Below are 18417 nucleotides of genomic sequence, written 5' to 3' on the forward strand. Positions count from 1 at the left end.
TATGATAAGTGTTACATGGTTATTTTTTCTAATTCCCCTCAAGTATATTACATAAAAAAGCCGCGGTATACCGCGGCTTTTTCTCAGGCTGTGGAGAAAGTCTTCTCCACAGCCTGTTTTTGTGTCTGAACCTCTTTTTATGTGTCAACACTGATAAAAAGAGGTAAAGGAGAGATTTTTTATGATGGGTGCTTTAAAAAATCATCGTGATGAACGTGTATCTGTTTCTGTAGAAGAGTTGGTTCCACAAGATCATTTCCTTCGTGCGATCGAAGCGACAATTAGTTTTGATTTTATTGAAGAGAAGTTACGCCCTTATTACTGTGAAAACAATGGACGTCCGTCAATCCATCCTATCGTTTTATTTAAAATGATGTTTATTGGATATTTTTACGGTATTCGTTCGGAGCGTCAATTGGAAAAAGAGATTAAAACGAATATCGCCTACCGTTGGTTTTTAGGGTTTTCTCTATCAGATACTATTCCGGATCATTCTACAATCAGTTGGAATCGTCGTACTCGCTTTATTCATACAAATATTTTCGAAGAAATTTTTGATGAGATCGTGAGGCAAGCGACAGAGCACCGGATGGTGGGAGGACGTGCGCTGATGACAGATTCTACGCACATTAAGGCCAATGCTAATAAAAATAAGTTTGTACATAAATATAAAAAAGAAAAGGCAAAGTTTTATATAGATGAACTAGAAGCTGCGGTAATTGAAGATCGTGAGGTACACGAAAAAAAGAATTAAAACCCAGAAAGGAAAGTGATACTCCCACTAAAAAAACTCGTATAAGTACTACGGATCCAGATAGTGGATTTTTAATGAGAGATGGAAAACCGAACGGTTTTCATTTCTTAGACCATCGTACGACTGATGCGAAGTACAATATTATTACAGATACTTATGTAACGGCTGGAAATATGGCAGATTCCGAGCCATATTTAGCGCGTCTACAAGCTCAAATTGATAAATTCGGATTTAAAGTGGAAGCTGTAGCTCTTGATGCAGGCTATTTTACAGGGTATATCTGTAAGAAATTATCGGAGAGAAATATATTTATGGTGATGGGGTATCGCCGATTTGGAAAACGAAATAAAGAAGTACCAAAAAGCCAATTTAAATATGTAGAAGAAATGAATGCATTTGCTTGTCCGATGGGGTGTATTTTAGAGTATGCGACAACGGATCGTGAAGGATATCGTCACTATAAATCCAACCCAGAAGACTGCGCTGTTTGTCCGCTACGTGAGGTATGTTTTTCAAAGAAACAAAAACAAAAAGTTATCACTCATCATATATGGGAGAAATATAAGGATATCGCTAGAAAAAACAAACTAACAGTTACAGGGAAAAAGTTGTACAAAGTACGCTGTTCAACTATAGAGCGAAGCTTTGCGGACGCCAAAGAACTACATGGCTATCGATATGCTCGATTTCGGGGGCTGAAGTCTGTCCAAATGCAGGCTTATCTCACCGCAACTTGTCAAAACATGAAAAAAATAGCCCTCCATCTGACCAAAAAAGGTCTGGTGGAGGGCTATTTTTTTGAAACTCTATTATTTTATGTTGTTTTTATTCGCTAAAATCAAAATGATTCCAGAGTGTGGGGAACCCTAAAGGGTTTCCCAACACTCTGATAAAAAAGCCGCGGTATACCGCGGCTTTTTCTTATCGTTTTCCTTCTACTTTAATCATGTCAACAAAAGCATCTAATGCGATTGTTTCTGATTTTTGTTCACCATATTTACGTACGTTTACGCCGTTTTCAGTTACTTCATTGTCACCTACTACAAGCATGTACGGAATTTTTTGCATTTGTGCTTCACGGATTTTGTAACCGATCTTCTCTTCACGAGTGTCTAATTCAACACGGATACCAGCGCGACGCAATTCGTCTTGTACTTTCTTCGCATAGTCTAAATGTACTTGCGGAGAAACTGGAATTACTTGTACTTGAACTGGAGCTAACCAAGTTGGGAATGCACCTTTGTATTCTTCAATTAAGAAGGCTACGAAGCGTTCCATAGTTGATACAACACCACGGTGAATTACAACTGGACGATGTTGCTTACCGTCTTCACCAACATAAGTTAATTCAAAGCGTTCTGGAAGTAAGAAGTCTAATTGTACAGTTGAAAGTGTTTCGTCTTTTCCAAGAGCAGTACGAACTTGAACATCAAGTTTTGGACCGTAGAATGCCGCTTCACCTTCAGCTTCATAGTAATCAAGACCCATTTCATCCATAGCTTCTTTTAACATACCTTGTGCTTTTTCCCACATCTCATCATCCGCATAATACTTTTTAGTATCTGCTGGGTCGCGATAAGATAGACGGAATGAGTAGTTCTCTAAACCGAAATCTTTGTATACTTCTAGAGTTAAGTTTACAACACGTTTTAACTCTTCTTTAATTTGATCTGGACGAACGAAAATGTGCGCATCGTTTAAAGTCATTCCGCGTACACGTTGTAATCCAGATAACGCACCTGACATTTCATAACGATGCATTGTTCCAAGTTCCGCAATACGGATTGGTAATTCACGGTAGCTGTGAATATCATTTTTATAAACCATCATATGGTGAGGACAGTTCATTGGACGAAGAACTAATTCTTCATTATCCATTTCCATTGATGGGAACATGCCATCACGGTAGTGGTTCCAGTGACCAGAAGTTTCATATAACTCTCTGCTTCCTAATACTGGAGTGTATACGTGATCATAACCTAAGCTTGCTTCTTTATCAACGATGTAACGCTCGATAATACGACGAATTGTTGCACCTTTTGGTAACCAAAGTGGTAAACCCTGTCCTACTTTTTGGCTATTAGTAAATAGTTTTAATTCTTTACCTAATTTACGGTGATCGCGCTCTTTCGCTTCTTCAAGCATACGTAAATGCTCATCTAATTCTGCTTTCTTAACGAATGCAGTACCGTAAATACGTTGTAACATTTTATTATTGCTATCGCCGCGCCAGTAAGCACCTGCAACGCTTAATAATTTAAACACTTTAATTTTCCCTGTAGATGGAAGGTGAACACCACGGCAAAGGTCGAAGAATTCGCCTTGCTCATAGATTGAAATAACTGCATCTTCTGGAAGGTCGTTAATTAAATCTAATTTTAACTCATCGCCAATTTCTTCAAAGCGACGAAGTGCTTCTGCACGTGGTACTTCATGACGAACGATTTCTAAGTTCTCGTTCACGATTTTTTGCATTTCTTTTTCGATTTTCTTGAAGTCTTCAACTGTAATTGCTTCTTCCATATCGATATCGTAATAGAAGCCATTTTCAATTACTGGGCCAATGCCAAGCTCAAGCTTAACATCTTTATATAAACGTTTTAACGCTTGTGCTAAAAGGTGGGCTGTTGAATGGCGTAAAATATATAAGCCATCTTCAGAATCTAATGTAATAATAGAAACTGCACCATCTTCTTCGATTGGTGTAACAAGATCGATCATCTCATCGTTTAATTTTCCAGCTACAGCTTTTTTCTTTAAGCCTGGGCTAATAGAAGCTGCGATTTCTTCAGTTGTTACGCCTTTTGGAAACTCCTTCACAGCTCCATCAGGGAAAGTAATTTTAACTACATCTGCCATCACTGGTCACTCCTCTTTTTCTCAAAATAAAAAACACTCATCCCATAAAAAGGGACGAGTGTTGAATTCGTGGTTCCACCCTTGTTCCAATTAACATGATCGTTAATTGCTCAAGTTCAACATAACGGTGTTGTCCGTTAGCAATTACTAAAAGAATCGTTCACTGCTAAAGTTTAGAGGTGGTAAGTAATAATCCCGTACTAGGAAGCTCACACCCTAAGGCTTCCCTCTCTGAAAATCGTAGAAAACTACTCATGTCCTCATCATGACATTTCGATATATTTCATTTATGTAGGTAATTATATGCTCAAAAACTTAGAAAATCAAGGGCGTTACCTTTATTTTTTAAATTTTTCACATTGCGCTCAAAATCATGTAATCCATGTAATTGGACCCGTTCTTGAAACACATTTCGCAAAGTAATAATCATATTATGGTCTTGTTCTTTCGTATATAAATAAATCTTTTTGGGCGAAATAGAAAGAAGCGGCGCAATTACTTTCGTATCAATATATACATCATTTTGCTTTAATAATTCCTCATCTATATATTGGACCAACTTCTCCTGTTTTAAACGTCTACCTTTATCATCATAAAAGATAAAGCTTTCATCAAAAATAAGATGCACACAGGACAAGCGTGATTTACGGCTACTCACTTGTTGCCGAAGCGTTTCAATGAACATTTGGTATTCTTGCTCCATCTTATACTCATCAATTGCCACTTCCGCAAGTTTAGCCACCATTTCCCTATATGTACGAAGACGAAAACGGATATATGATGAAAACGAGAATGAGAGCGGATCACAAAGCCAATTATTTAAAGAAGACTTAATATATGACTCAAATGCGTTACGCGTTAAATCCTGAGCTACACCTTTTCTTCTTCCCTTTAAAATCTCATGTGCCATGTGCAATATTTGATGACATTCTTCTTGTTCTTCATAAAAAAACTTTTCTTTTAAGATCGTATAAATCCACTCATTTTGTTTCACATTCACAATGAAATACACCATTACTGGCAATAAGATTTTTTCAATATAATTCGATTCACGTACTGGTATGTGAATCACCACTTTTTGCTCCTGTAAATACACACTCGTTTCCTTATATAACACTTCCGCTCTTTTCAGCAATTGTCTATATACGTGCATAGCATCATTTTTTTCTTCGAAGCAAATTTCAATCACTTTTGTCCCCCCTTTTATCCCTGCTCTAAAGGACTGTATCTATACGTTACAAATCCTATAAGAGTCCGTCCCGTGGAAGTTCACTCTTAGTAGAATTACATTTCCTATCGTTAGAAAATCCACTCAATATGGCTTGCTAATTTTATATATATTAAGGGAGAGAGAAAAAAATGATACAAGCTACTATGAATTTTTTATTGTATACTTTATTTATCACTAAAAGGGGGTATCTGAATGTTCGAATATAAATTCGTAAAAGTCGAATTCCATTGGGGGCTCACTCGCTCAAAACTAGCTGAAGACTACCAAGAAATTATTCAAGAACATGCTAGAGATGACTGGAGGTTCGTACAGATTGTCGCCCCTACGATTGGCAGTTCTGGACAACCTGAATATTTCGACCTCATATTTGAAAAGAAAGTATCACTATAATACAAAAGAGCAAGCTTCTCAGCTTGCTCTTTTACTTATGACGACGGTTTTTCCCACCAATCGGAATTGGTTTCGCTAAATATTTAATTCGTTCCATAATACGTGCTGCCTTCATTTCTTCAGCCTCACCACGCTGTGTATACGTTAAATGGTGTTCCAGTTGTTTAAAATCAAAATTAGACGTAAAGAACGTCGGTAAGTTTTCTAACATACGGAATTGCAAGATTGCACCAAGCACATCGTCACGCACAAAGCTTGACATCGCTTCTGCCCCGATATCATCTAACATTAAAACTTGTACGCGTTTAACCGCATCAATCTTTTCACCAATCGAATTATCTTGAATCGAACTTTTGATTTCACGTAAAAATTCTGGGAAGTATACGAGCATCGAACTTATTTTCTTTCGAGCAAGCTCGTTCGCAATTGCTCCTAAAAGGTACGTTTTTCCTACACCAAATTTACCGTACAAATATAAACCTTGTGCTTTTTTACCTGGTTCATATGTACTTAAAAATTCATTCGCTGCACCAATTGCATCGATACGTGCATTTAAATCAGAAGGGTCTAAGTTTTCCATAGTTGCCTGTAAAATATCCGTTGGCATATATACACTTTGAACGAGTTTTTCATATTTCTTTCTCTCGTCATGTGCTACTTTTCTAACACAGCGATCGTATTGAATATCAATCATCTTTCCTTGAATAACAAGCTTTGGCTCGTACCCTTGCAGCATATTTTTACATGAACCTAAATCCGGACAATCCACGCAACCTACACTTTGTCCAATATATTCATATAGCTTCACAAGACTGCGCTCAATCATAGAAGTCGTTACTTCACCTTTATGTTCGTCTATAAATTCTTTCACACGCGGATGCGCCATTACTTCTGCCTTTAATACTTCATATCTATTTTTAAATTTTTCATTTCCCATTAATTTTGCAAATGAATTTTGAATATGCTCCATTTTCTCACCTCAAAGAGCGTTCATTCTCTTCTATTAATCACGCTTATATTTTTTTAACACTTCTTCTAATCGTTTTCGTTCATCTTCTAACGTACTTGCATCTTTTTCTACACTTACATCTTTCTTCGCCGTTTCTTTCTCTTGTTCTTTCGGTTCTTCTTCCTTAAGCCAATCTGGTACCATTTCTTTCCGTACCGTTTTCTTCGCCGTACGGCCTTTTTTCTTCGTCTCAGCCCACTCTTGATATTGACGGTTCTCTTCTTTCGCTAACTCCATCGCGTCCGCTACTGTACCGACCTTTTTACGTGCCCAATGCCCAGCAATCTTCTCGACATACGTTTTCGCAAGTTTCATATCTGAGCGTAGCATAACGTAATAAATAAGTACATTCACAACTCCTGGTGTCAATTTTTGATTAATCATGACATCTTCAACGATTTGCAAGTCCGCTTTCGTTGCCTCTGCACCACCAGAAATCTCTTTCAATAGTTGTTTTGGCGAGATTTCCTCTAGCTGCTTTATTAGCATCTCCTCTTGCGATGAAGGCTCTTTCTCTTTCATCGTACGTGCAGCATGAGGCTGTACTCTTTCACTTAATACCGGTAATGCTTGACCATTTTCAAATTGATACCAATCGCGTGCTCCTTTTCTAAGCCTTTCCATATCAATTGTTTGCATCTCTGTCACCGCACCAAGAACGATATTTTGCATCGATAACACATCTACACCATACACGTAAGCAAGTGTTATAACGCAATCTCTCACTTGATCTGTAATCGACTTTTTAGGAACAAGAGCGGACAATCCATCTACAAATAAAGAGAAGTCAAAGAAATCATTCCAAACTTTCGGAGCGTCTCCCTTCTCGTTACTTGGCATAGTTGTCGTTTTTGGAATACGCAGATCTTCTTGCGCATGCTCAAGCTGTCCTGGATTAAACGAACCAAACACATCATTGAAAGAACGCGTAACATTTTCATAAGAAGCAAAATCAAATTCTTCTTCTAAGAAATATTGCTTTACTTGATTATATTTTGTCCGACTCAATCGATTGTATAAAAAGATACTTAAAACAATATCATCAAAAAACTGCTTCGGAGATAAAGGTGGTTGCAACTCATATATGAACATTCGAATATCTTTTTCTTTCTTAATATATACCTTCAAAAGTCCAATTGCCTCTAACTTTACTCGTTCCTCATATATTTCAGGAAGTTGCATTTGCATAGTCACCATAAGGGAATGATGCGTATTCTCTTTTCCAAATACACGATCTTGCTCTAGCTCCCCCCATAGTGTCATGTATAAGCTAAAAGCTCTACTACCTATTAACGGCTGATACAACATCGTTAATACTTTTCGGTCGTAATTATGCAGTAGCCCTTTCGCACTTACTTTATAACGATCAATCGGCAATAGCTCCATCCATGACTGTTTTTCCATTCTTGCTTTTCCTTTCTCTCATCCAATCTATCCTCTACTTCATTCGTCCTATCTTCATTATATAAATTCTTAGTGAAAAAGAGCTATTAGCTTACGCTTCTAGCTCTCTTATCCTATTACTTACGGTATGTAAAGAGAATAAAATACAACTTCTACTCTCTTTCTTTTTGCAGTATATCTTTTAATTCTTCAATAAATACATTTAAATCTTTAAATTGACGATATACAGAAGCAAAGCGTACGTAAGCAACATCATCAATATCGCGAAGTTCTTCCATAACAATTTCACCAATCATATCACTTTTCACTTCTGATATACCTAAATTACGCAGTTCACGTTCCACGCTTTGTGTTACTTCTTCTAATTGTCTTAAAGATACTGGTCTTTTTTCACACGCTTTAATTAAACCACGTAAAATCTTTTCTTTATTAAACTCTTCTCGTGTGCCTTCTTTTTTTACAACGATAAGAGGTGACTCTTCTACCCTTTCAAAGGTCGTAAAGCGACTTAAACAACTTTCACACTCTCTCCTTCTTCGAATAGAGCGCCCCTCGTCTACCGGACGCGAATCTAACACTCTTGTACCATTATGAGAACAGGATGGACAACGCAATTCATTCACTCCTTTACACTATACTCTTTATTTTTCTCTACTCACTTCACCTAAAATATATATACAATATTATATAACTCATTCTAACTCTCTTACCACTTTAAGTTTCAGCGCATCACTTTATCATCTCATCCTTAAAAATAAGATGGTATATAGGGCACTACCTCATTTGCAAGAGTACAATTTATTCAACTAACGAGTACGTTATATTTCCTCTTTTTTATAAACTAAAAAAGAGGTGCATTATACACCTCTTTACATTTTAAATCAATTATGTTCTTTTTTAAAGAGCTTTTGTTTCTCTCTGCTTAATTTCGAAGCTACCAGTGCCTCGAGGAAGCTCGATGCTCTCACGCATTTTCGCGTTTAAACCTTCTGCAATATATTCTGCAGCAACATTTGGATCAATACGATCCCCACAAGTATAAACATCAATACTCGCGTAACCGTGCTCCGGAAAGCTATGAATTGTTAAATGTGATTCCGAGATAATTACTACTCCACTTACACCTTGTGGTGCAAATTTATGAAAAGCAACCTCACGCACTTCAGCACCAGCTCTTAGTGCTGCATCCACAAATAATTGTTCAATATACGGCATGTCATTAAGCTTGTCGAAATCGCAATCCCAAAGTTCAGCGATCACGTGACGACCCATCGTATCCATAGTATCCATTCTACAGTTCCCCCTTGTAAATTTATTCTAACTGTTCGAATTGAAAACTAATTTGCAATTTGGCTTGCTCCACTACCACGGGGGAAAGTTAGTCCAGAGAGGTCCTAACCCTTTAAGTAGTGACTACGTACCTCAGCTCTTAAGTTTACGAGTGTTAGTATACTTTGTTTATTTTCATTTTGCAACAACAGTTTTTTCGATTTTCTGTCATATTTTCCTCTTTACTTTTCCCTAAAAAAAATAAACGATTCACAAATGCAGCAATCACAACGTTTCGTGGTATGTCCACTTTTTAAAATATACTCATATAATTTTTTTCCTTTTCAGAAAAAAATAAAAAAAGAGGGCAAATATTGCCTTGCCCTCTCCCTTATTCACTTAAATGTGTTGCACATTTTCTTGTTTCGCTAACTCTTCAACAACTAACGTTACAAGATCTACAACACGACGAGAGTAGCCCCACTCGTTATCATACCAAGCAAGTACTTTCACTTTACGATCACCCATTACCATTGTAGATAAACCATCAATGATAGCTGAGTGTGTATTTGTATTAAAGTCGATAGATACTAAAGGCTCTTCGCTGAATTCTACAATACCTTTTAACGCACCGTTTGCAACCGTTTTGAAAGCTTCATTAATAGCTTCAACTGTCACATCACGTTTTACGTCTACTACTAAGTCAACAAGAGACACGTTTGGCGTTGGTACACGAAGTGCCATACCATGAAGTTTTCCGTTTAAGTGCGGAAGAACTTTTGCTAGCGCTTTCGCGGCACCTGTCGTTGTCGGAATGATTGATTGTCCGCAAGCACGCGCTCTTCTTAAATCTTTATGTGGGTTATCAATATTTTTTTGGTCATTTGTATAAGCGTGAACAGTCGTCATTAAACCGTTTTCAATTCCGAACTGCTCATCTAACACCTTTACAACAGGCGCTAAACAGTTTGTTGTACAAGATGCATTTGAAATAACAGTATGTTTTGTAATATCTAATTGGTCTTCATTCACACCAACTACAATTGTTACATCTTCATTTTTACCAGGCGCTGTTAAAATAACCTTTTTCGCTCCAGCTTCAACATGAAGAATTGCTTTTTCTTTTGAATTAAATTTACCAGTCGCTTCAATTACAACTTCAACACCTAAATCTGTCCAAGGCAATTCCTTTGGATCGCGGTTGTTTAAAAGGCGAATCATTTTTCCATCAACTAATAAGTGATCTTCAAATGCTTCTACTGTTCCGTCAAACTTGCCATGAACTGTATCATATTTAATTAAGTGTGCTAACGTTTCAGATGGATAGCTTGCATTGATTGCTACAATTTCGAATGCGCTTTCTTTTATTGCTTGACGAAATACCATTCTCCCAATACGTCCAAATCCATTAATTGCCACACGAGTCATAATATGTTATCCCCCTTGAATGCGTTATACTATTTATCTCCAATCCCAATAATAGTATAACACAAAAAGGGGATATGTCACTAAGCATTTTCATTAATTTCACAATTTTTTAGTCAATAATGTTCCATTTCTTTAAAATTACCTGCAATTGTGTTTTCGTTCCCATAATTGTGCCATCATTATTTATCACTTCATCTGCATTTTTCACTTTTTCTGCTAACGGCATTTGAGATTGAATACGCGCCGTTGCTTCTTCTTCCGAAAAACCATTTCGTTTCATCAAACGTTCTAATTGTGTATCAGGCGTAACTGCTACAACTAAAACACGGTCAACGAGACTTGTTAATTTACTTTCAAATAAAAGAGGGATATCTAACACAATCGCTTGCATACTTTCTTTTATGTACATTTCCTTTTGTCTATTCATTTCCTCACGTACTGCAGGATGAACAATTTTGTTTAACTGCAATCGTTTTTCTTCATTATAGAAAACGACACTCCCTAATTTCGGCCGATTCAGTTCTCCGTCTTTTTGTAACACTTCCGTTCCAAATACTTCTACTATTTTGTTATATGCTGGTTTTCCTCGCTCTACAACTTCTCGCGCAATAATATCTGCATCAATAACTGGTATGCTCAATTCACGAAACATTTGAGACACTGTACTTTTTCCACTTGCAATGCCTCCTGTTAATCCAATTACTACTGTCATCATAATCCTCCTCATAATAAAAGGCGCGAAACTAATGTTCCACGCCCATACTTACATTTTCCAAATTCCAATAATAATGAGTAATACTCCAGGCAGGAATGTAAATTTTTGTAACCACTTCATATTCGATAAAACCGTCCCAAGTTTCATTCCAATAAATAAAAACAAAGAACTCATAACTGCAACTAATATCGCCATCATAGCGGGTGCATACCCTAATAAAGATGCACCAATTCCAGCACCAAATGAATCTACAGAAAGAGCGATACCAAGAAGTAATGCTTCCCCTGCAGAAATGGTGCCTGATTTATCAAAATCTGCTACAGTCGGTTTCCGTAAAATTTGAATTACTAGCCCTAGCGAGGCAATCTCTAATTTCCAGACCTTCTCCTCTTGCTTCGGTTCTTCTTTTTTCTCACTTCGAAAAAATTGATATAACACCCAAATCCCTATTCCAATAAGAACAAGCCCACCGATACGCGTTGCGATAACAGGTGAAAATATTTTCGCGATCATATGTCCAATTCCCATTGAAACAAGCATAACAGCCGCTGAACAGATTCCGATAATTATAATTGATTTTAGTGGAATTCTTACGCTTCTTAACCCATATGTTAGCCCTACACTACAGCTATCTAAGCTTAATGTAAAAGCTAATAAAATAAGAGATAAATAAAGGTACATCGGTAAGCTCCTCCCTTATACATAGCTCTGCTGTATGTATATGACAAATGCCTATCCGATGTTATCTCTTTTCTATATTCTAGGCTGACAAATTGGGCAGTAATGCGTTCCTCGCCCGCCGACAACTGTTTTTTCTAATATCGTACCACAAGTTACACACGGCTCTCCTTTTTTTCCATATACATTTAGGAGTTCTTGGAATGAACCAATTTGCCCTTGTGAGTTGATATACGTCCGAATTGTACTTCCGCCACGTTTTACCGCTTCACCTAACGTTGTAACGGTAGCCTCATAAATCCGCTCAATTTCTTCTACTGTTAAAGAAGAAGCTTCTCGTTCCGGATGAATTTGAGAACGGAATAAAACTTCATCAACATATATATTTCCAAGCCCTACTAAAAGACGCTGGTCCAATAGCACAACTTTTATTTTACGATTTGTCTTTTGCAGTCTTTCTTGTAAATACTGCGGTGTCAATTCAGCATCAAACGGCTCCGGACCTAAGTCAGCAAGAGGCATTTGATGCATCTCTTCACCTTTCTTAAAGAGATGCATCGTACCAAACTTTCTCACATCTTTATAATGTAATTCAGTTCCATCTGTAAATAAGAAACGGACGTGCGTATGTTTATCAATCGGCTCATCCTCTTGATGTAGTAAAAACTTTCCTTCCATACGCAAATGTGAAACAATAACATAATTTGTTACATATAGAAGCAAAAACTTTCCTCTTCGCTTTATATTTTCAATCTTCTCGCCTTTTAGCATTTCTTTAAAGATTTCTGCATCATCCGGTCGTTTCACTATTTTTGGATAAGTAACAATAACATCTTCAATCGTTTTTCCTGTTACAAGATTTTCAAGTGTCCGTCTGACGTTTTCAACCTCTGGTAATTCAGGCATTTCATCACTTCCTTATTTTGCGTCGTACCAAGTTGGACCGTAAGAATAATCAACTTTCAGCGGAACTGCGAGTTCAATTGCATGCTCCATTACTTCAGGTACAAGCTGCTCTAATTTTTCAATTTCTTCTTTTGGTGCTTCAAATATTAATTCATCGTGTACTTGCAGAAGAAGACGCGCTTGTAAGCCTTCTTCTTCTAAACGATCTGCCATAATAATCATCGCTTTTTTAATAATATCTGCTGCAGTACCTTGAATTGGTGTATTCATCGCTGTACGCTCAGCAAAGCTACGTAAATTGAAATTACGACTTGTAATTTCTGGAATATAACGGCGACGATTTAATAATGTAGCCACATATCCTTTTTGTTTCGCATCTTTTACGATGTCCTCCATGTATTCTTGTACACCAGGGAAACTTTCTAAATACTTTTCAATAAATTCCGCTGCTGCTTTTCTTGTAATCCCTAAGTTTTGCGAAAGACCGTAATCACTAATACCATACACAATTCCGAAGTTAACAGCTTTCGCTTGTCGTCTCATATTTGAAGTTACTTCATCTTTTTCAACGCCAAATACATCCATAGCTGTTTTCGTATGAATATCCATGTCATGTTGGAATGCTTCAACTAGCCCTTTATCATTTGCAATATGAGCTAATACACGCAGCTCGATTTGTGAATAATCAGCCGCATACATAATCCAACCTTCTTCTGATGGAACAAATGCCTGACGAATCTTTCTTCCTTCTTCTAATCGAATCGGGATATTTTGCAAGTTCGGATCCGTCGAACTTAATCGACCTGTTTGCGTTAACACTTGATTAAAGCGAGTATGAATTTTAGATGAATCTTCATGTACAACTTTCAGTAAACCTTCAATGTAAGTTGAATTTAGTTTCCCTAATTGACGATAATGTAAAATGTTTGGAATAATTTCATGGTGATCCATAAGCTTATCTAGTACATCAGCTGACGTAGAATAACCTGTTTTCGTCTTTTTAATAACCGGTAAGTTTAAATTCTCAAACAGAATAACACCAAGCTGCTTCGGTGAATTAATATTAAATTCTGTTCCCGCAAGCTTATAAATTTCCTGTTCCATTTCCTTTAATCTACCTGCAAGTTCTTCTCCCATATTACGAAGACGCTCTGTATCAACTTTTACACCTTTTACTTCCATATCAGCTAATACACGCGCAAGTGGTAATTCTAACTCTGTAAACAGTTCATATTGCTCATTCTTCTCTAGCTCTTCAACGAATGTTTGCTTTACATCATATAATACATGCACTTTACGAGCTACATGCTCCGCTACTACTTTTAACTCTGGAACAGCACGCTTCGCGCCTTTTCCATAAACTTCTTCGTCAGATTTCACAGCATGCGTTTCTTTCATTTTCGCTACAGTACGGAAATCTTTATCTGTATCAGCCGGGTCAAGTAAATAAGCAGCGATTAATAGATCAAAGTCAACCCCTTGTATATCTATACCGTTCCATTTCAGTGCAACGATTGCACGCTTCGCATCAAATGTATGCTTTCTCATCTCTCCATCTGCAAGCCAGTCTTTAAATGCATCTGACTTAAGAGCAATGTCCTTTTGAATAAAGTAGCAACCATTTTCATTTTGAATACCAAAACCTTGAATATCTGCTTTATGATAGTTATCTTCTTGCACTTCAACAATAAGCGCACTATCTTGCTGAAGCATTTCTTCTGTAACTTCTTCCACAATCTCAAATGTAATATCATCTAATTCAGCTGGAGCCGTTTCTTCTGGCGTAACACCTAATTTATTTAAAAGAGATGTAAATCCTAAACTCTCGAACATTGGAACGACATCACTTGCTTCATATCCTTTATATTCCATATCATCCACATGCACTGTAATCGGCGCATCTGTAATGATAGTTGCAAGATCTTTACTCATAAGAGCTTGGTCTTTATTTGCTTCCAGTTTTTCTTTTAATTTCTTCCCGCTTACTTGATCTAGATTGTCATACACTTCTTCAACCGTTCCAAACTGTGTTAACAATTTAATCGCAGTTTTTTCACCAACTCCTGGTACACCCGGAATATTATCTGATTGGTCTCCCATTAAACCTTTCATATCGATAATTTGCTTTGGTGATAAGCTATATTTTTCAAATAAAGCTTCTTTCGTATATTCATCTACTTCCGTAATCCCTTTTCGCGGAATACATACAAGCGTGTTATCAGAAACAAGTTGAAGTAAATCTTTATCTCCTGAAATAACTTTTACACTTGCTCCTTGTTCGCTTGCTTCTTTTGCTAGCGTTCCCATAATATCATCCGCTTCATAATTTTCCAATTCATAACGCGGTACGTTGAATGCATCAAGCATCTCACGAATAAACGGGAATTGTTCTGATAATTCAGGTGGGGTCTTTTGACGTCCGCCTTTATACTCACTATATGTTTTATGACGGAATGTCGTTTTACCCGCATCAAATGCTACTAACATATGCGTCGGTTTTTCTTCCTCTAATATTCTCATTAACATCATTGTAAAACCGTAAATTGCGTTCGTATGTATACCTTTGTCGTTATTTAAAAGCGGTAGTGCAAAGAAAGCACGATACGCGATATTATTACCATCTACTAATACGACCTTTTTTTCCAAATCAGAAACCTCCCCATGCAAATTTGAAATGATTTTTTTCACAGAAAAAAACCGTTCCTTTCCTCTCTCTATATTAACATGACTAATAGAGAGAAGAAAAATAACGGTTCTTTTCTTTCATATATAAAACAGACTTATATTGGCATAAAGGGAAGTGACGAGAACAGTTTAACTATTCTCGTCCAAAATTACTCCTTGGATGAAGGGGTTTTCATGTATTATATTAACAGAGCTTTATTAATATTTAATTAAGCTATTGTTAATATATTGTAAACATCCTTCATCCTATTTTTCAGTTGCTGATTTCGGTAAAACAACTGTAAACGTTGTCCCTTCTCCAACTTCACTATCTACTGTAATCGTACCTTGATGCGCCTCTACTAAATGCTTTACAATTGATAATCCAAGGCCTGTACCACCAGTATTTCTACTTCTCGCTTTATCCACTCGGTAAAAGCGTTCAAAAATACGCGGAATTTCCTCTTTACTAATACCAATTCCAGTATCCGATACTTTTATATAAGCATTATATTTATCTTCCGCTAACTCTACTGAAACAACGCCTCCAGCCGGTGTATATACGATCGCATTATTAATTAAATTAATAAAGATTTGTTTCAGACGACTTGGATCTCCAATAACAGAGGCACGTTTTAATACATTCACTTGTAAAGAGATTTCTTTTTCTCCTGCTTTATTATCAAGCACCATATGAATATCTTCAAGCAGCCCCTTCATGTCAACGGTTCCCATATTTAATTTAAATCCTTGTTGTTCGATCTTCGACAAATCTAATAAATCTTCAATTAACCCTTGCATGCGCTCACTTTCTTTTAAAATAATGTGCAAGAAATGTTCGCAGAATTTTTTATTATCCATCGCTCCGTCTAAGAGTGTTTCTGAAAAACCTTTAATAGAAGTAATCGGTGTCTTTAATTCATGAGAAACATTCGCTAAAAAGTCTTTTCTCATTTGTTCTAATTTCTTTAACTCTGTTATGTCATGGAATACGAGAACAATCCCTTTCCATTCATGGTTTGTCCCGATAATCGGTGCTCCATATACTTCAAAGTGCTTCCGCTCAATTCCAAGTGGCAATAACATTTGTTTACGCACTTTCACTTCTGTCATAAAGATTTCTTCTACAAGCTCAATAATTTCTGTATGATGAAACGATTCATAATATAAGCGATCTAAATATTCTTCATCTGTTACGTGAAAAGTTTCCTTATAAGAGCGGTTTACAAGGTTTATATATCCGCGGCTATCAATTAAAATCATTCCGCTTCCCATATTTTCAATTAACGTATGCAGACGATCTTGCTGCATTTCTTGTTCAAGTGTCATCTCTTGTAAATTTCGAGCTAAAATATTAATTGCTTTACTCAGCATTCCAGTTTCATCCGAATGACTTTCGTATGCACGTGCTTTATAATTACCCTTCGCCAATTCAATTGCAACTTTCGTAACTGATTCAATTGGCCTAATATATTGCCCTGTAATTTTCATACCCAAAAATACAACTACGAGACAAGCAATGACAAATCCGATAATTAATAATCCCCACGTTTTTTGATGTACGTCTCTTAAAGGATCGATTGTACTTTTCACCAAAATGTATCCTTGTTTTCCTTCTACATCTTGAACGAACACCGCATGATAAAATTCATTCTTTCGATCTGTCTCTTTCGTAATCACTTTACTTCGTTGTTTTGCCACTTCCGAAGAAAGTTCTTGAATCGTCTCTGGACTAAATGCCAATTCTTGTCCTTTTCTATATTGAACTTTCTTTTTTTCATCCACAAATACGATAGAAGCTGGTATTTTTTCTTCTAACTTTTCAAATACGTATGGATTTTTTAGGACATTATCAAAACCTTGCTCTTCTGCTAACGCCGCAACATACTCCGTTTCTTTTACCATTCTCTCTTTAGCATGATCTATATAGTAGTTTTCAAACACAGTTTCTAGCAATAAGCCTAGTCCAACTAAAATAAATACAATAAGAGAAACAAATGTAAAAAGAAGCCTGGAACGAAATTTATTCATTCCCTTTTGGCTCCTCTAATTTATATCCTAAACCACGTATCGTTTTAATGTACGTCGGTTTTTTTGTATTTTGTTCAATTTTATCGCGCAAATGGCTAATATGAACATCAACAATTCGTGTATCACCAGCAAAATCGTAATTCCATACAGCACTTAATAATTGATCACGCGTCAACACGCGACTTTTATTTTTCGCGAGATACACAAGTAGTTCAAATTCTTTTGGTGTTAATTCAAGCTTTCTTCCTTGGAAATAAGCCTCATAAAACTCCGGTAAAATTTTAAGTTCTGCAATTGTGATGCTATCTTCATCTGGCGCTTCTGCAACTTGTTCTTCTTGTTGTAATTTCGTGCGGCGCAAAATCGCCTTCACACGAGCAACAACTTCTCTTGGACTAAATGGCTTCGTCATATAATCATCTGCCCCAAGTTCAAGGCCTAGCACCTTATCAAACTCATCATCTTTTGCCGTTAACATTAAAATCGGCGTCATAACGCGCTGCAATCGTAATTCTTTACACACTTCCATACCATCCATTTTCGGAAGCATTAAATCTAATATAATTAAATCTGGGCGTTCTGTTGTCGCTTTTTGAAGCGCCATTTCTCCATCCATCGCTGTTATAACTTCAAACCCAGCTTGTTGTAAATTAAATTCAATTAAAGTTAAGATAAATTCCTCATCATCAACTACTAAAATACGATTGTTCATTCTTTTCCTCCAAGTTATAGACTTGAAACCTTCTTCATCCTAGTATTTTCCCCGTTATTCTCATCATACTAGAAAACAAGGTCCCTCTCAATATAATTGTCTATTCATGGAGATCGTTTGTGTAGAATTGAGAAAACAGACGTAATTACGCTTCACCTGCAACTACTACACAGGATTTTGCCAAACTTTATAGATTACTCTCTCTTCTTTAAAGCTCACTTCCGTATGAACTATAAAGTGAAACTTTAATCAGTGGGGGTGTTCATTCCCCACTGATTATTAGTTGAATCAATCGGGCTTTTACGGGCAGTTGATTCCCCACCTAACTTCTTTGCTTTCGCTGAATTTTGAGGTGGGATCTTACTGC

General features: G+C 36.7%; 15 protein-coding genes and 1 other annotated feature. Of the genes, 2 read left to right on the plus strand and 13 right to left on the minus strand.

Features of this window, described 5'->3' with window-relative positions; translation table 11 throughout:
• Window positions 1–181: 181 nt before the first annotated feature.
• Window positions 182–1590, plus strand: a protein-coding gene (locus tag MHI26_RS23445; RefSeq protein ID WP_097821175.1) for an IS1182-like element ISBth7 family transposase whose coding sequence is annotated in 2 segments (ribosomal slippage) — window positions 182–740 and window positions 740–1590 — 1410 coding nt in all. Because the reading frame shifts where the segments join, the coding sequence is not laid out codon by codon here.
• A gap of 85 nt (window positions 1591–1675) precedes the next feature.
• Here MHI26_RS23445 and thrS read toward each other — a convergent pair.
• Window positions 1676–3613 carry a threonine--tRNA ligase gene (gene thrS / locus MHI26_RS23450; protein WP_000786077.1) on the minus strand — a complete coding sequence of 646 codons (1938 nt, stop codon included), beginning with the start codon at window positions 3611–3613 and terminating at the stop codon, window positions 1676–1678.
• 47 nt (window positions 3614–3660) lie between these two features.
• Window positions 3661–3889: a binding site (T-box leader), on the minus strand.
• 31 nt (window positions 3890–3920) lie between these two features.
• A complete protein-coding gene (ytxC, locus tag MHI26_RS23455; RefSeq protein ID WP_000569629.1) occupies window positions 3921–4802 on the minus strand; it encodes a putative sporulation protein YtxC in 882 nt (293 codons plus the stop codon).
• Between the two features lie 234 nt (window positions 4803–5036).
• Here ytxC and MHI26_RS23460 point away from each other — a divergent pair, with 234 nt between their 5' ends.
• Window positions 5037–5234 (plus strand): DUF4177 domain-containing protein, encoded by a 198-nt coding sequence (locus tag MHI26_RS23460; RefSeq protein ID WP_061666071.1) that lies wholly within the window; start codon window positions 5037–5039, stop codon window positions 5232–5234.
• Between the two features lie 31 nt (window positions 5235–5265).
• Here the strand turns inward: MHI26_RS23460 and dnaI are convergent, their stop codons facing one another.
• From dnaI to phoP, 11 genes are all read right to left on the minus strand, one after another.
• Window positions 5266–6204: a primosomal protein DnaI gene (dnaI, locus tag MHI26_RS23465; protein WP_000400117.1), complete on the minus strand. Its 939-nt coding sequence runs from the start codon at window positions 6202–6204 to the stop codon at window positions 5266–5268.
• Window positions 6205–6237: 33 nt separating this feature from the next.
• Window positions 6238–7647: a replication initiation and membrane attachment family protein gene (locus tag MHI26_RS23470; RefSeq protein ID WP_000415031.1), complete on the minus strand. Its 1410-nt coding sequence runs from the start codon at window positions 7645–7647 to the stop codon at window positions 6238–6240.
• 152 nt (window positions 7648–7799) lie between these two features.
• The gene (gene nrdR / locus MHI26_RS23475) at window positions 7800–8261 is read right to left on the minus strand and encodes a transcriptional regulator NrdR (protein WP_001203687.1); all 462 of its coding nucleotides are present in this window, start codon (window positions 8259–8261) and stop codon (window positions 7800–7802) included.
• A 283-nt stretch (window positions 8262–8544) separates the two neighbouring features.
• Entirely contained in the window at window positions 8545–8928 is a 384-nt protein-coding gene (speD, locus tag MHI26_RS23480; protein ID WP_176520904.1) for an adenosylmethionine decarboxylase, read from the minus strand.
• 387 nt (window positions 8929–9315) lie between these two features.
• Window positions 9316–10344: a glyceraldehyde-3-phosphate dehydrogenase gene (locus MHI26_RS23485; RefSeq protein WP_000198979.1), complete on the minus strand. Its 1029-nt coding sequence runs from the start codon at window positions 10342–10344 to the stop codon at window positions 9316–9318.
• A gap of 109 nt (window positions 10345–10453) precedes the next feature.
• Window positions 10454–11056, minus strand: coding sequence for a dephospho-CoA kinase (gene coaE / locus MHI26_RS23490; protein ID WP_061666069.1), 603 nt, complete (start codon window positions 11054–11056; stop codon window positions 10454–10456).
• Window positions 11057–11107: 51 nt separating this feature from the next.
• Window positions 11108–11740: a sporulation membrane protein YtaF gene (ytaF, locus tag MHI26_RS23495; protein ID WP_000281729.1), complete on the minus strand. Its 633-nt coding sequence runs from the start codon at window positions 11738–11740 to the stop codon at window positions 11108–11110.
• A 72-nt stretch (window positions 11741–11812) separates the two neighbouring features.
• The gene (mutM, locus tag MHI26_RS23500; RefSeq protein ID WP_061666068.1) at window positions 11813–12643 is read right to left on the minus strand and encodes a DNA-formamidopyrimidine glycosylase; all 831 of its coding nucleotides are present in this window, start codon (window positions 12641–12643) and stop codon (window positions 11813–11815) included.
• Window positions 12644–12655: 12 nt separating this feature from the next.
• The gene (polA, locus tag MHI26_RS23505; protein ID WP_000412810.1) at window positions 12656–15289 is read right to left on the minus strand and encodes a DNA polymerase I; all 2634 of its coding nucleotides are present in this window, start codon (window positions 15287–15289) and stop codon (window positions 12656–12658) included.
• 285 nt (window positions 15290–15574) lie between these two features.
• Window positions 15575–17338 carry a sensory box histidine kinase PhoR gene (phoR, locus tag MHI26_RS23510; RefSeq protein ID WP_061666067.1) on the minus strand — a complete coding sequence of 588 codons (1764 nt, stop codon included), beginning with the start codon at window positions 17336–17338 and terminating at the stop codon, window positions 15575–15577.
• Window positions 17331–18050 carry a two-component system response regulator PhoP gene (gene phoP, locus MHI26_RS23515; RefSeq protein ID WP_001065220.1) on the minus strand — a complete coding sequence of 240 codons (720 nt, stop codon included), beginning with the start codon at window positions 18048–18050 and terminating at the stop codon, window positions 17331–17333. Before phoP ends, phoR begins: the two co-directional genes overlap by 8 nt.
• Window positions 18051–18417: the final 367 nt, after the last annotated feature.

The sequence above is a fragment of the Bacillus sp. FSL K6-1218 genome, from assembly GCF_038006445.1.
In the GTDB taxonomy this organism is placed as follows: Bacteria; Bacillota; Bacilli; order Bacillales; family Bacillaceae_G; genus Bacillus_A; species Bacillus_A thuringiensis_S.

Excerpts from the sequence above, each read along its gene's own strand:
- thrS (WP_000786077.1), bottom strand. The coding sequence starts at position 3,613 with ATGGCAGATGTAGTTAAAATTACTTTCCCTGATGGAGCTGTGAAGGAG.
- MHI26_RS23460 (WP_061666071.1), top strand. The coding sequence starts at position 5,037 with ATGTTCGAATATAAATTCGTAAAAGTCGAATTCCATTGGGGGCTCACT.
- dnaI (WP_000400117.1), bottom strand. The coding sequence starts at position 6,204 with ATGGAGCATATTCAAAATTCATTTGCAAAATTAATGGGAAATGAAAAA.
- MHI26_RS23470 (WP_000415031.1), bottom strand. The coding sequence starts at position 7,647 with ATGGAAAAACAGTCATGGATGGAGCTATTGCCGATTGATCGTTATAAA.
- speD (WP_176520904.1), bottom strand. The coding sequence starts at position 8,928 with ATGGATACGATGGGTCGTCACGTGATCGCTGAACTTTGGGATTGCGAT.
- MHI26_RS23485 (WP_000198979.1), bottom strand. The coding sequence starts at position 10,344 with ATGACTCGTGTGGCAATTAATGGATTTGGACGTATTGGGAGAATGGTA.
- coaE (WP_061666069.1), bottom strand. The coding sequence starts at position 11,056 with ATGACAGTAGTAATTGGATTAACAGGAGGCATTGCAAGTGGAAAAAGT.
- ytaF (WP_000281729.1), bottom strand. The coding sequence starts at position 11,740 with ATGTACCTTTATTTATCTCTTATTTTATTAGCTTTTACATTAAGCTTA.
- mutM (WP_061666068.1), bottom strand. The coding sequence starts at position 12,643 with ATGCCTGAATTACCAGAGGTTGAAAACGTCAGACGGACACTTGAAAAT.
- phoR (WP_061666067.1), bottom strand. The coding sequence starts at position 17,338 with ATGAATAAATTTCGTTCCAGGCTTCTTTTTACATTTGTTTCTCTTATT.
- phoP (WP_001065220.1), bottom strand. The coding sequence starts at position 18,050 with ATGAACAATCGTATTTTAGTAGTTGATGATGAGGAATTTATCTTAACT.